A 12,859-nucleotide genomic window follows, 5' to 3' on the forward strand; every position below is an offset into this window, starting at 1 on the left:
GGCCCCGGTCAGGCCGGCACGAACGCGCGCAACAACAACCAGGCGACCACGGCCGAGGGCAGCAACGAGTCCAGGCGGTCCATCAACCCGCCGTGGCCCGGCAACAACGTGCCCATGTCCTTCACCCCCAGGTCGCGCTTGATCATCGACTCGACGAGGTCGCCGACGGTCGCGGTGACCACCAGCGCCGCGCCGAACAGCACGCCCTGCCACCACTGCCCGCCGAGCAACAGGCTCACCGACAGGGCGCCCCCGACCACGCCGGCCACCATCGACCCGGCGAAGCCCTCCCACGACTTCTTCGGGCTGATCGTCGGGGCCATCGGGTGGCGACCGAACAACACCCCGGCGACGTAGCCGCCGGTGTCGGAACAGACCACCCCGATCATGAAGCAGAGCACCCGGTACTGGCCGTCGTCGGGCACCACGAGCATCGCCGCGAACGACGCGAACAACGGCACGTAGGCCGCGGTGAACACGGACGCGGCCACGTCCCTGAGGTAGCCCTCCGCGCCCGCCCGCATCCGCCACACCAGGCAGCACAGGATGGTGACCACGAACGCGGCCAACACCCCGCTGCGCCCGAACGGCCAGGACAGCCAGACCATGGCCTGGCCGCCGACCAACAGCACGGGCAACTGGAGCCGGATACCCGCGCCCCTGCGCAACGCGCCGTCCAGCTCCCACGTCGCGACGGCGACGGCGAGGGCGGCGATCCCGATGAACACCTCGCGCACGGTGAGCAGCGCCACCAGGATCGCCGCGCCGAGCCCGACGCCGACCGCGATCGCCGCCCGGAGGTCCCGGCCAGCCCGCGAAGGCTTCTTCCCTGACGTGCCGCCCGACGCGTCGGCGGCATCCCCCCGTTGGCTGGCCGTCACCACTCAGACCTCGAGGAGCTCGGATTCCTTGTGCTTGACCAGCACGTCGATCTGGGAGACGTACTTGTCGGTGAGGGCCTGGAGCTCCTTCTCGGCGCGCGCGACCTCGTCCTCACCGGCCTCGCCGTCCTTGACGATGCGGTCGAGCTCGTCCTTGGCCTTGCGCCGGACGTTGCGGACGGACACCTTCGCGTCCTCGCCCTTGCCCTTGGCGATCTTCACCATCTCGCGGCGGCGCTCCTCGGACAGCGCCGGGATGACCACCCGGATGATGGTGCCGTCGTTGCTCGGGTTGACGCCGAGGTCGGAGTCCCTGATCGCCTTCTCGATGGTGCGGAGCTGGCTGGCGTCGTAGGGCTTGATGACCGCCATCCGCGCCTCGGGCACCGAGATGCTGGCCACCTGGTTGATCGGCGTCGGCGCACCGTAGTAGTCGACCGTGATGCCGTGGAACATGGCGGGGTTTGCCCGGCCGGTGCGCACCGTGGCCAGCTCCTCCTTGGCCACCGACACCGCCTTCTCCATCTTCTCCTCGGCGTCGAGGAGGGTCTCGTCGATCACGGCTGCTCCTTCTGTGCTTGCTGCTGCGGGGTGGACGCTCGCGGTGAGGCCGATCCCAGCACGGTCAGGCCGTGGCCGCACCGCCGGGGGTGCTGACCAGGGTCCCGATCTTCTCACCGCGCACGGCGCGGCCGATGTTGCCCTCGGTGAGGAGGTTGAACACGATGATCGGCATGTTGTTGTCCATGCACAGGCTGAAGGCGGTCGCGTCGGCGACCTTCAGCCCCTGCTCCAGGACCTCGCGGTGGGTGATGTTCTCGAACATCACCGCGGCCGCGTCCAGCTTGGGGTCGGCGGTGTAGACGCCGTCGACGGCCTTGGCCATGAGCACCGCCTCGCAGCCGATCTCCAGCGCGCGCTGGGCCGCGGCGGTGTCGGTGGAGAAGTACGGCATGCCCACACCGGCGCCGAAGATCACGACGCGGCCCTTCTCCAGGTGCCGCTCGGCGCGCCGGGGGATGTAGGGCTCGGCGACCTGCCCCATGGTGATGGCGGTCTGCACGCGGGTCGGCACGCCCTCCTTCTCCAGGAAGTCCTGGAGGGCCAGGCAGTTCATCACGGTGCCGAGCATCGCCATGTAGTCGGCGCGGTCCCGCTCCATGCCCCGCTGCTGCAACTCGGCGCCGCGGAAGAAGTTGCCGCCGCCGATCACGACGGCCACCTGGACGCCGTCGCGCACCACCTCGGCGATCTGGCGGGCGACCGAGTGGACCACGTCCGGGTCGACGCCGACGCTCCCGCCGCCGAACATCTCACCGCCGAGCTTGAGCAGGACCCGCCTGTAGCCGGTCCGCTGTCCGCCGTTCTCGGTCACCCGTCCTCCTCCTTGTCGCCGTCACGGCGTGATCGCGTTGCGGATACGCGAAGACGGGGCCGCCAGCGCGCGTCGTCTCGCCGCACGGCGGCCCCGTCCTCGGGTGGGTCAGGCCTGGCCGACCTCGAACCGGGCGAACCGGGTCACGGTCACGCCCGCCTCGTCCAGCACGGCCTTCACGGTCTTCTTCGAGTCCTGCACGGACGCCTGGTCCAGCAGCACGACGTCCTTGAAGAAGCCGTTCACGCGACCCTCGACGATCTTCGGAAGGGCCTGCTCCGGCTTGCCCTCCTCGCGCGCGGTCTGCTCGGCGATGCGGCGCTCGTTGGCGACGACGTCGGCCGGGACCTCGTCACGGGTGACGTAGCGCGGCTTCATCGCGGCGATCTGCATGGCGGCGCCCTTGGCGGCGTCCACGTCGTCGCCGGTGAACTCGACCAGCACGCCGACGGCCGGCGGCAGGTCGGCCGCGCGCTTGTGCAGGTAGGTGGCGACCGGGCCGTCGAACACGGCGACGCGGGCCAGCTCCAGCTTCTCACCGATCTTGGCCGAGAGCTCCCGCACCGCGGCGTCGACGGTCTTGCCGTCGAACTCGGCGGCCTTCAGGGCCTCGACGTCGGCCGGCTTGGCGGCCTTGGCCACCGCGACGATCCGCGAGGCCAGCTCCTGGAAGTCGGCGTTCTTGGCGACGAAGTCGGTCTCGCAGCGCAGCTCGATCATCACGCCGCCGTCCGCGGCCACGAGGCCGTTGGCGGTGGTGCGCTCGGCGCGCTTGCCCACGTCCTTGGCGCCCTTGATGCGCAGGATCTCGACAGCCTTGTCGAAGTCGCCCTGCGCCTCCTCCAGCGCCTTCTTGCAGTCCATCATGCCGGAGCCGGTGAGCTCGCGGAGACGCTTGACGTCGGCCGCGGTGTAGTTCGCCATCGTGCGTTGTCCGTCCTTCTTCGGTGTACGCGGCGGGGATGTGGGGTACGGGGCGCGACCCGCCCGGGCCGCCGACCGGCGGCGGCCCGGGCGGAACGGATCAGGCCTGAGCGGTGGGCTCGGAGCCCTGGGCGCCCTCGGCGGCGCCGGTCAGCAGCTCCTGCTCCCACTCGGCCAGCGGCTCCTCGCTGGCCACGCCCGGCTCCGGCTTCTCCTCGCCCTCGGCGGCGCCGCGCCCGGAGCGCGACATGAGACCGTCGGCGGCGGCGTCGGCCACCACGCGGGTCAGCAGCGCGGCCGACCGGATGGCGTCGTCGTTGCCCGGGATCGGGTAGTCGACCTCGTCCGGGTCGCAGTTGGTGTCGAGGATCGCCACGACCGGGATGCCCAGCTTGCGGGCCTCGCCGACGGCGATGTGCTCCTTCTTGGTGTCCACGACCCAGATGGCGCTCGGCACCTTCTGCATGTCGCGGATGCCGCCCAGCGTCTTCTCGAGCTTGTCCTTCTCGCGGGTCAGCATCAGGATCTCCTTCTTGGTGAGACCCTGGAACCCGCCGGTCTGCTCCATCGACTCCAGCTCCTTGAGGCGCTGGAGGCGCTTGTGGACGGTCTGGAAGTTGGTGAGCATGCCGCCCAGCCAGCGCTGGTTCACGAACGGCATGCCGACCCGCAGCGCCTGCTCGGCGATGGCCTCCTGGGCCTGCTTCTTGGTGCCGACGAACAGGATGCTGCCACCGTGGGCCACGGTCTCCTTGACGAACTCGTAGGCCCGGTCGATGTAGGTCAGCGTCTGCTGAAGGTCGATGATGTAGATGCCGTTGCGCTCGGTCAGGATGTAGCGCTTCATCTTCGGGTTCCAGCGCCGGGTCTGGTGTCCGAAGTGCACGCCGCTGTCGAGCAGCTGCTTCATGGTGACGACGGCCATGGCCGGTTTCCGCACCTCGTGGCTCGGGCGTGCCGGGGTGAGCCGACACGCGGTTCGGTTGACGCGACGGGCCGGGTGGCCCCTCGCCCTGGTGCCGCGCCGCCGCCCGGACCCACCGGCGACCCTGTCGCTGGGTCGTCCGCCGGGACCGCCGGGCGTCGTGCCCCGCGACCGCTGGGGCGTGCGCCGGCACGCGAAGTCGGTCCGCGCACACACGGACCGCCGCAGAAAGTGTAGTGGGTCGGTCCGACGAACCTCATCCCGAGGTCCCGGTCGGGGCCGGAGTTGTCCACAGGCCGCCGAGTTGTCCACAGAACGCGACCGGGCACTAGCCCTGGGTCACGACCTGCCGCACCGTGAACCCATGGTCGAACCCGTGGTCCCCGCGATCCGCGCCCTGCTCACCCTCCTGCTGGCCTGCTGCCTCACCACGGCCAGCGCGTCCGCCGCCGACCCGCGGCCGGCCCAGGCCGCCCGCGCCGGTCCGCCCGCCCCCGCGCCCCGACCCGAGTTCGACTGGCCCCTGGCCGGCCCGCCCCCGGTGCTCCGCCCCTTCGTGCCGCCACCGCACGCGTACGGGCCGGGCCACCGCGGAGTCGACCTCGGGGGCGTGGCGGGACAGCCGGTGCTGGCGGCGGGCGACGGCATCGTGCTGCTCGCCGGCCACGTCGTGAACCGCAACGTGATCTCCATCGAGCACCCCGGCGGGCTCCGCACCACCTACGAACCCGTCACACCCCGCGTCGAGGCCCTCCAACGCGTCCGCCGCGGCCAGGTCATCGGCGTCCTGGAGGCTGGCCACGCCGGGTGCGCCGCCAGCGGCGAGGGCGCGGCCTGCCTGCACTGGGGCGTGCGCCGCGAACGCGAGTACCTCGACCCGCTCCGCCTGCTCCGGCCCCACCGCGTCCGGCTCCTGCCCTGGAAAGGGGGATGACCGGGAGGTGCGAGCCCGCCAGGCGACACCCGCATCGTCCGCTGCGGCTCCGGCCGCCTGCGTCGTCGTCCTGCGCTGCCAGCCCTCAGCCGTCGTTCTGCGCTGCCAGGCCTCAGCCGTCGTTCTGCCCCGCCGGGCCTCAACTGTCGTTCTGCTCCGCCAGCTTGGTGCGCAGACGCAGCACGGCACGCGTGTGGAGCTGGCAGACCCGGGACTCGGTCACCCCGAGCACCCTGCCGATCTCGGCCAGGGTGAGGTTCTCGAAGTAGTAGAGCGTCACCACGATCCGGTCCCGCTCGCTGAGCTGGGCGATCGCGTCGGCGAGCTGCCGCCGGCTGTCCTGGTCCACCAGCGTGGCCACCGGGTCCTCGGCGCGGTCGTCCGGCAACGTCTCGGCCAGCGACGCGCTGCCCCGGCCCGCCGCGATCAGCTCGTCCAGGGCCACCACGCTGGTGAGCTGCAACTGCGCGTACAGCTCCCGCAGCTCACCGAGGCCGATCCCGAGTTCGCCGGCCAGCTCGGCGTCCGTCGCCGTGCGCTGCAACCGGGCCTCCAGCCGCTCCAGCGCGCGCTCGACGTCCCGCGCCCGACTGCGGACCGACCTCGGCACCCAGTCCTGGGCACGCAGATCGTCGAGGATCGCGCCCCTGATCCGCTGCATCGCGTACGTCTCGAACTTCAGGCCCCGCTCCGGCTCGAACTTCTCGATCGCGTCGACCAGACCGAAGATCCCCGACTGCACCAGGTCGGCGACGTCGACGTGGGACGGCAGGCCCGTTCCGACCCGGCCGGCCACGTACTTCACCAACGGCGCGTAGTGCAGCACCAACCGGTCGCGCAACGCCTGGTCCCCGCTCCGGCCGTACGCCCGCCACAGGGCCACGATGCCGGCCTCGACGTCGTCCGCGCTGCGCTGGTCACCGCCGTCCCGTCGCCCCTCAGCACCCATCGTCCGCGCACCCGTCGCCCGCACCCGTCCGCACTCCCCGCCACTCCCTGTGACGACGGTGTCAGCCGTCACGCCATCACCAACACCCCGAGCCGGGGCGGCACGCAGGGGAACCGCGCTGCCGGGGCGGTCGTCCCGCGTGGAACGGCGGCCCGCCAAGGACGCCGTCGGCACCCGGGGCGCCGCCGTCGCGCGGGAACCTCCCCCGGCGTCGTCAGGAACGGGGGTGGGCTCGGTCATGGATCGCCTTCAACCGGTCAACGGTGACGTGGGTGTAGAGCTGCGTCGTCGCGAGCGTAGCGTGACCAAGTAGTTCCTGAACGCTGCGGAGGTCGGCTCCGCCCTCCAGCAGATGGGTCGCCGCCGAGTGCCTCAACCCGTGGGGCCCCATCCGGCCGGCGCCGGGCACCGCCGCCACCGCCTCCCGCACCACCCGACGGGCCGCGCGCGGGTCGAGACGACCGCCCCGCGCGCCAAGGAACAACGCGGCAGGAGAACCCGGTGTGACCAGCGCGGATCTACCCCGCGCCAACCACGCGCGCAGTGCCCGCTCCGCCGGCTGTCCATACGGCACGACCCGCTCCCGTCCTCCCTTGCCGAGCACCCGCACGACCCGGCGATCGAGATCCACGTCATCGACGTCCATGCCGCACAACTCGGACACACGGACCCCGGACGCGTAGAGCAACTCCACCACCGCATGGTCACGGAGCGCAACCGGGTCCTCCTCCACCGCACCCGACGCCGACGCCGCCATCACGTCCGCCGCCTGGTCGGGTCGCAGCACCGTGGGCAGGCGTCGCTCCGCCTTCGGCGCGGCCAGCCGCCGCCCCGGATCCGTCGCCAACAACCCCGACCGGTTCGCCCATCCGGTGAAGGCGCGGGCCGCCGCGGCACGCCGAGCCAGGGTCGTCCGGCTCGCCCCCGCCTCCCGCAACCCGGCCAGCCATCCGCGCAACGCCCCGAGGTCAACGGCGTCCAACGCCTCGGCCCCGCTCCGCCCGAGCCGGTCGAGCAACGACACGACATCCCCGACGTAGGCCCGCACCGTGTGCGCCGACAACCCGCGCTCGGCCCGCAGATACCGCTCGAACCCGCTCACCGCCTCACCGAACGCCACCGGAAGACGAGCCCGAGCACCCCGCAGATCAACCCTGCCCCGAGAACCATGCGCGGCGGTCACGCCCCGTAACGCTGCGCGCCCCACCCCGCCGGGTCAAGCATCGCCACGCCCTTCCCCCAAGATCAGTGATCTTCTGGCTTCCCCCTTGCCCACCCCGCCCCGCACTCCTCCGCCACCCCATCCCGAACTCACAACCCTCGGATCACATCACTCTCCGCAGCCACAGCCACCCCTCCAACCCCAACCCCCGTCCACCGCTTCGCCCTCGCCCCCCGGGGGCCCCTCCCCCTCCCCCCACCCCTCCCCGCCCCTGCCCCCTGGTGTGTTGCTGGTGTGGTTGTGGCTATTGGTGTGTGTGGTTGTCGGGCACTGGGATCGGCCCAGATGTCCGTCGATCGTGTGGATGCCCGAGTGGTGGTGTGGCCACTGCTGGGCGGTGTGGCGTTGTCCCCCGAGAGGTGCTGGTGTGGGCGCCAGCCGTAGATCGGGGAGCGGATCTGTGGGTTGGGGGTGTGGTTACTCCCTTCGTGTGGGAAGTGAGCATGGGTTGGGAGAGCGGGGTGCTGCCGGAGCGGGCGGGGCCGCGGTCCCACGCCCTGGCTCGGTGGCGTCGTGATTCCTGTGGCGGCTCAGTCGGGAGTGCGCGGTGGAGCGCGAGTAGCGGCGGGCGCGGCGTTCGGTGAGGAGGGGGTCGAGGGTTCGCGACGCCTGCGGGCGCAGCGCCAGCCCTCGTCGCAACGCTCCGCGTGGCCCGACAGCTCCAAGGTGGGGAGGAGCGCCCGGACCCGGTTGAGGGGCAGACCTGACTCGACGGCGACCTCCTCCGCGCTGCGGCCACCCCGGTGGGGCAGGGCCTCATGTACCCGGAGTGCCTCGGGGTCCAGGTTGTCCGTGGGGCGGTGGGTGCCCTCGGCCTCGTCCACGAGGTCGAGGCCGAAACGCCCCACCGACTCCACGACCTCCTCGACCCGGGACACCAGCAACGCCGCCTCCTCACGGATGAGGGCGTGGCATCCCACGGACATCGCGGAGGTGGCCGGCCCGGGGACCGCCATCACGATGCGGCCGAGGGCCCGTGCGGTGGCCGCCGTGTTGCGGGAACCACTGCGGATCCCGGCCTCCACCACGACCGTCCCCTCCGTCAGGCCCGCGATGAGCCGGTTGCGGACCAGGAAGCGGTGGCGGGCGGCGACAGCACCGGGCGGGTACTCCGTGACGACCGCGCCCGACCGCGCGATCTGGTCGAGGAGTCTGGTGTGCCCGGCCGGGTAGCAGAGATCGATGCCGCACGCGAGGGCAGCCACCGTCGCGCCTTCGGCGGCCAGCGCACCCCGATGGGCTGCGCCGTCGATGCCGTAGGCGGCTCCCGAGACGACCGTGATCCCTCGGCTCGCCAGGCCGTGGCCGATCTCAGCGGCCATGGTCTCGCCGTAGGCGGTCGCCGCCCGCGCCCCGACCACCGCGACGGCGCGCTCGACCAGGTCGGCCAGGGGTGCGGCGCCGCGAACCCACAGCGCCAGCGGGGCGACCAGGCCGCGCGCGGTCGCGAGGTCGAACGCGGCGAGGGGCCAGGCCGGCCACTCCTCGTCCTCGGGTACCACCAGACGTGCCCCCACGGCGGCCGCCGACGCCAGGTCCTGCTCCGGTTGGTAGACGAGTCGGCGGGCGTCGGTCTCCTTGGCCACCTCCGCCGGGACCTCCCCGTCCCGCACCAGCCGGGCCGCGAGGACCGGGCCGGCCTGGGTGACGAACGCGGCCAGGGCCGGTGCCGGTGGTTCGGCGACGCGGGAGAGGTAGGCCCTGGCGACACGGACCTCCTGGTCGGCGGTGCTCATGCCGCCCTCCGCTCGCGGAACTCCAGCGCGGCGGCCACGTGGTCGGCGTCAGGACGGTCGGCGCCGGCCAGGTCAGCGAGGGTCCACGCCACCCGGAGGCTCCGGTCGGCGCCGCGGCCGGTGATCGTGCCCAGGCTCAGGCCGCGGTCGAGCACGGCCGTCACCTTGCGCGGCAGGGCGAACTCCCGACGCAGCGCGGGTCCGGGGACTTCCGCGTTGGTGCGCCAGCCGTGGTCGCTCCATCGCTCGGCCGCCGCCTGCCGCGCCCGACTCACCCGGTCCCGCACCGCGGCGGTGTTCTCCGGCTCCACACCGACGGCCGACATCGCGGTGAGGGGCCGCATGTGCACCCGGAGGTCGACGCGGTCGAGCAGGGGGCCGGACAGGCGTGAGAGGTAGCGGCGACGGATGTTCGGCGGGCACACGCAGTCCGAGTCCCTGGCCGGGGCGCACGGACAGGGGTTGGTCGCGAGGACCAACTGGCACCGGGCGGGGTAGCGGACGACGCCGTCCCGCCGGGCGAGGCGGACCTCGCCCTCCTCCAGCGCGGTCCGCAACGCCTCCAGGCGACGCGGGCCGAACTCGCACGCCTCGTCGAGGAACAACACGCCCCGGTGCGCCCGGCTGACGGCGCCGGGTTTGGCCAGGCCCCCACCGCCGCCCACCAACGCCGCCACCGAGGTCGAGTGGTGGGGAGCGACGAACGGAGGGGAGCTGACCAGGGGCGCGTCGGTGTCGAGCTGCCCCGCGACCGAGTGGATCGCGGTCACTTCGAGGGCTTCGGCCGGTGTCAGCTCCGGCAGCAGCCCGGTGAGGCGGTGGGCGAGCATCGTCTTGCCGGTCCCCGGTGGGCCGAGGAGCAGGAGGTGGTGCCCTCCGGCCGCCGCCACCTCCAGCGCCCAGCGGGCCTCGGGTTGCCCCACGACGTCGGCGAGGTCGGGGCGGGGCGGCGGGGCCGCGGGCGCCGGCTCCTCGGGCAGGGCGAGGCGGCCCTGTTCGCCGCGGGCCCAGGCGAGCACGTCCGCCAGCGTGCACGCGCCGAGGATCTCCATGCCGTCGACCAGCGCCGCCTCCGGCAGCGTGGACGCGGGCACCACGGCTCGGCGGAGCCCGTGCCGCCGGGCCGCGAGGAGCCCCGGGAGCACCCCGCGCACCGGGCGCACCCGGCCGTCGAGCGCCAGCTCGCCCACGAGCACGGTGAACTCCCAGGCGCCCTCGGGGACGACGCCGGCTGCGGCCAGGACCGCGCAGGCGAGGGCGAGGTCGTAGCCGGACCCGTTCTTGGGCAGGGTCGCCGGTGACAGCCCGAGGGTCACGTGCTGCGAGGGCCAGGCCTCGCCGCTGTTGCGCACCGCCGCCCTGAGGCGCTCCTTGGATTCGGTGAGGGACGGGTCGGGCAGGCCGACCAGCCGGACCTTGGGCAGGCCGCTGCCGATGTCGGCCTCGATCTCGACGGGCACGCCGTCCACTCCGGACAACGCGACCGACCATGTCCTGGCGAGCGGCATGTCAGAACGCCCCCTCGACGTGCTGAAGGTGGGCGGGGCCGTCGTGCGGCCACGTGACCCCGACGAGGTCGAAGCGGATGGGGCACCAGGGCACGCGGAAGGCCGTCATCCAGGCCAGGGCCGCGAGGTGGATCCGCCGGCGTTGGGCCTCGGTGAGGACCTCCACCGGCTGCCCCCAGCCGGGGCCCGCCCTGGTCTTGACCTCGCAGAAGACCAGGCCGTCGCCGTCGGTGGCCACGATGTCCAGCTCGCCGTCGCGGCACCGCCAGTTCCTCGACAGCACCACCAGGCCCCGTCGCTCCAGGTGGGCGGCGGCCAGGTCCTCCCCGCGCCGGCCCAGGTCGGCGGTTCGTCGGCGGGCCGGGGTCCCTCCCGGGGCGGGTGCCGGGGTGGTCGTCACGGTTTCGGTGGTCACGGTTTCGGTGGTCACGGGGGCTCCCTTCGTCGGTGGTCACGTCGAAGGTGCCGGCTGGCGGGACTGCGGGCCAGGGTGAAACCGCTGGTTGTGGACAGCTCAGGGCCCTGTGGACAACTGCCTCCACGGATGGGTGAGGAAGGACGGAAATGTCAGTGGTATGCGCTAGTGCGCGCCCGCGAAGAACGGGCAGAACGGAAGAACGGGCAGAACGACAGAAGGGCCACCCGTAGTGAACGGGCGGCCCTTCTGCTCACGCGATTGATCGCCTCATGGGGCGACAGTGTCCGTCTCGGCGGTCACTGACCCGACCAACCAACACCCGGAACAGGTGAAAAACGTCGCCGGGTGAGGGAAAGGCGTCAGCTCCCGAACGGCCCGCCCTCGGGAAGCCGCAGCTCGGGCTTGTCGAGCTCCTCGACGTTGACGTCCTTGAAGGTGATCACCCGGACGTTCTTCACGAACCGCGCGGGGCGGTACATGTCCCACACCCACGCGTCGGACATGCGCACCTCGAAGTAGACCTCGCCCTCGGCGTTGCGCACCTGCACGTCGACCGCGTTCGCCAGGTAGAAGCGCCGCTCGGTCTCCACGACGTAGGAGAACTGGCCGACGATGTCGCGGTACTCCTTGTAGAGCTGTAGCTCCATCTCGGTCTCGTACTTCTCGAGATCCTCCGCGCTCATCGCCCCCGCGCTCCTCCTCGTCACCAACCGCCGGACCCCGCGGCGCGGGGTGCCTCATTGTTCACCACGGACGCGACCAGACCGCCGCGCGCCACCCGGTGTGGCGGCCGCATGCCGTGCCGCACGCCCGCCGTGGCCACATTGACGTACGACCACCGGTGTTCCGCGCACGGCCCATACTCCTCCAGGGCCGCGGTGTGCTCGCTCGTGCAGTAACCCTTGTGGACGTCGAAACCGTAGACCGGGTGGTCCGCGTGCGTCTTCGCCATGATCCGGTCCCGGGTGACCTTCGCCAAGACCGACGCCGCGGCCACGCAGGCGGCGACCCGGTCGCCCTTCACCACCGCCGTGGCCGGGGCGGTCAGGCCGGGGACGGGGAAGCCGTCGGTGAGCACGTAGCCCGGATGCGTCGACAGCCGGGCGACCGCCCGGCGCATGCCCTCCAGGTTGGCCACGTGCACGCCCAGCCCGTCGACCTCGGCCGCGGGGATCACGACCACCGACCAGGCCAGCGCCCTGGCCACCACGGCGTCGTACACGCGGTCCCTGGCCAGCGCGGTGAGCAGCTTGGAGTCGGTCAGCTCGGCCAGGCGCCGGCCGTCACCGGGGCGCAGGACGCACGCGGCCACCACGAGCGGGCCGGCGCACGCGCCGCGGCCGGCCTCGTCCACACCGGCGACCGGGCCGAGTCCCCGGCGATCCAACGCGCCCTGTAGCGCCCAACTCCCCGTGCTCCGCCGCACGACGGCCCGTGGCGGGCGCAGGACCTCGGGTCCCGCCGTCACTCCTGGTCGCGCCTCCCACGCCGGACCGGGAGCCGGTCACGCAGTCGTCGGCCGATCCGGCGGCCGGCCCACAACACCGGAAACGCCCCCACAACACCCACACCAGCCGGCACCGCCGCCTGCCACACCCCAACACCCAACGCCGACACCGACGCCTGCGGATTATGATCATCAATCCCCTGCCACCGCGACGGCGGCAACACGATCACCCGCGCCTTCCCGATGACATTCTCCACCGGGACCGTCCCCTGCGCGTCATCCTCCATATGCGCCCGCGAATCCGCCGAGAAGTTCCTGTTGTCCCCCATCACCCACAACCGACCAGGCGGAACAGTCACCGGACCAAACGCCTCCACGTTCTCCGGCCCCGTCCCCTCCTCCCAGTGCACATAGGGCTCATCCAACAACTTCCCGTCAACCCTGACCCGCTTCGCCTCCGGATCCCACTCCACCGTCTGGCCACCCACCGCGATGACCCGCTTCACGAAGTCCCGCTCATCCGGCTGACCCACACCCAAC

At 72.4% G+C, this 12,859-nt stretch carries 14 protein-coding genes; 1 reads left to right on the top strand and 13 read right to left on the bottom strand.

Annotation, left to right across the window (positions count from 1 at the left end):
* Positions 1 to 8 precede the first annotated feature (8 nt).
* The 5 genes from LX15_RS22585 to rpsB all read right to left on the bottom strand — a co-directional run bounded on the left by LX15_RS22585 (position 9) and on the right by rpsB (position 4,105).
* Positions 9 to 884, bottom strand: a complete 876-nt coding sequence (locus LX15_RS22585) for a phosphatidate cytidylyltransferase (RefSeq protein ID WP_253671636.1) — start codon at positions 882 to 884, stop codon at positions 9 to 11.
* Positions 885 to 1,442 carry a ribosome recycling factor gene (gene frr / locus LX15_RS22590; RefSeq protein WP_253671637.1) on the bottom strand — a complete coding sequence of 186 codons (558 nt, stop codon included), beginning with the start codon at positions 1,440 to 1,442 and terminating at the stop codon, positions 885 to 887.
* A 64-nt stretch (positions 1,443 to 1,506) separates the two neighbouring features.
* A complete protein-coding gene (pyrH, locus tag LX15_RS22595) occupies positions 1,507 to 2,256 on the bottom strand; it encodes a UMP kinase (RefSeq protein WP_253671638.1) in 750 nt (249 codons plus the stop codon).
* A gap of 108 nt (positions 2,257 to 2,364) precedes the next feature.
* Entirely contained in the window at positions 2,365 to 3,180 is an 816-nt protein-coding gene (tsf, locus tag LX15_RS22600) for a translation elongation factor Ts (RefSeq protein WP_253671639.1), read from the bottom strand.
* Between the two features lie 100 nt (positions 3,181 to 3,280).
* Positions 3,281 to 4,105, bottom strand: coding sequence for a 30S ribosomal protein S2 (gene rpsB / locus LX15_RS22605; protein ID WP_253671640.1), 825 nt, complete (start codon positions 4,103 to 4,105; stop codon positions 3,281 to 3,283).
* A gap of 364 nt (positions 4,106 to 4,469) precedes the next feature.
* On the opposite strand from rpsB, the gene LX15_RS22610 reads away from it, so the two are divergent.
* Positions 4,470 to 5,039 carry a M23 family metallopeptidase gene (locus LX15_RS22610; RefSeq protein WP_253671641.1) on the top strand — a complete coding sequence of 190 codons (570 nt, stop codon included), beginning with the start codon at positions 4,470 to 4,472 and terminating at the stop codon, positions 5,037 to 5,039.
* Positions 5,040 to 5,178: 139 nt separating this feature from the next.
* Here the strand turns inward: LX15_RS22610 and whiG are convergent, their stop codons facing one another.
* From whiG to lepB, 8 genes are all read right to left on the bottom strand, one after another.
* Positions 5,179 to 5,988, bottom strand: coding sequence for an RNA polymerase sigma factor WhiG (whiG, locus tag LX15_RS22615; protein WP_253671642.1), 810 nt, complete (start codon positions 5,986 to 5,988; stop codon positions 5,179 to 5,181).
* A 214-nt stretch (positions 5,989 to 6,202) separates the two neighbouring features.
* Positions 6,203 to 7,135: a tyrosine recombinase XerC gene (locus LX15_RS22620; RefSeq protein WP_253671653.1), complete on the bottom strand. Its 933-nt coding sequence runs from the start codon at positions 7,133 to 7,135 to the stop codon at positions 6,203 to 6,205.
* A gap of 605 nt (positions 7,136 to 7,740) precedes the next feature.
* Positions 7,741 to 8,946 (bottom strand): DNA-processing protein DprA, encoded by a 1,206-nt coding sequence (gene dprA, locus LX15_RS22625; protein WP_253671643.1) that lies wholly within the window; start codon positions 8,944 to 8,946, stop codon positions 7,741 to 7,743.
* Positions 8,943 to 10,454 (bottom strand): YifB family Mg chelatase-like AAA ATPase, encoded by a 1,512-nt coding sequence (locus tag LX15_RS22630; protein ID WP_253671644.1) that lies wholly within the window; start codon positions 10,452 to 10,454, stop codon positions 8,943 to 8,945. The genes dprA and LX15_RS22630 overlap by 4 nt, the downstream gene beginning before the upstream one ends.
* 1 nt (position 10,455) lies before the next feature.
* Positions 10,456 to 10,884, bottom strand: a complete 429-nt coding sequence (locus tag LX15_RS22635; RefSeq protein ID WP_253671645.1) for a YraN family protein — start codon at positions 10,882 to 10,884, stop codon at positions 10,456 to 10,458.
* Between the two features lie 347 nt (positions 10,885 to 11,231).
* Entirely contained in the window at positions 11,232 to 11,555 is a 324-nt protein-coding gene (locus LX15_RS22640; RefSeq protein ID WP_253671646.1) for a DUF2469 domain-containing protein, read from the bottom strand.
* Between the two features lie 20 nt (positions 11,556 to 11,575).
* Positions 11,576 to 12,340: a ribonuclease HII gene (locus tag LX15_RS22645; RefSeq protein WP_253671647.1), complete on the bottom strand. Its 765-nt coding sequence runs from the start codon at positions 12,338 to 12,340 to the stop codon at positions 11,576 to 11,578.
* A partial coding sequence (gene lepB / locus LX15_RS22650) for a signal peptidase I (RefSeq protein ID WP_253671648.1) occupies positions 12,337 to 12,859 on the bottom strand: 523 nt, incomplete at its 5' end. The genes LX15_RS22645 and lepB, both read right to left, overlap by 4 nt.

Source organism: Streptoalloteichus tenebrarius, assembly GCF_024171885.1.
GTDB lineage: Bacteria > Actinomycetota > Actinomycetes > Mycobacteriales > Pseudonocardiaceae > Streptoalloteichus > Streptoalloteichus tenebrarius.

Excerpts from the sequence above, each read along its gene's own strand:
- tsf (WP_253671639.1), bottom strand. The coding sequence starts at position 3,180 with ATGGCGAACTACACCGCGGCCGACGTCAAGCGTCTCCGCGAGCTCACC.
- rpsB (WP_253671640.1), bottom strand. The coding sequence starts at position 4,105 with ATGGCCGTCGTCACCATGAAGCAGCTGCTCGACAGCGGCGTGCACTTC.
- LX15_RS22610 (WP_253671641.1), top strand. The coding sequence starts at position 4,470 with ATGGTCGAACCCGTGGTCCCCGCGATCCGCGCCCTGCTCACCCTCCTG.
- whiG (WP_253671642.1), bottom strand. The coding sequence starts at position 5,988 with ATGGGTGCTGAGGGGCGACGGGACGGCGGTGACCAGCGCAGCGCGGAC.
- dprA (WP_253671643.1), bottom strand. The coding sequence starts at position 8,946 with ATGAGCACCGCCGACCAGGAGGTCCGTGTCGCCAGGGCCTACCTCTCC.
- LX15_RS22630 (WP_253671644.1), bottom strand. The coding sequence starts at position 10,454 with ATGCCGCTCGCCAGGACATGGTCGGTCGCGTTGTCCGGAGTGGACGGC.
- LX15_RS22640 (WP_253671646.1), bottom strand. The coding sequence starts at position 11,555 with ATGAGCGCGGAGGATCTCGAGAAGTACGAGACCGAGATGGAGCTACAG.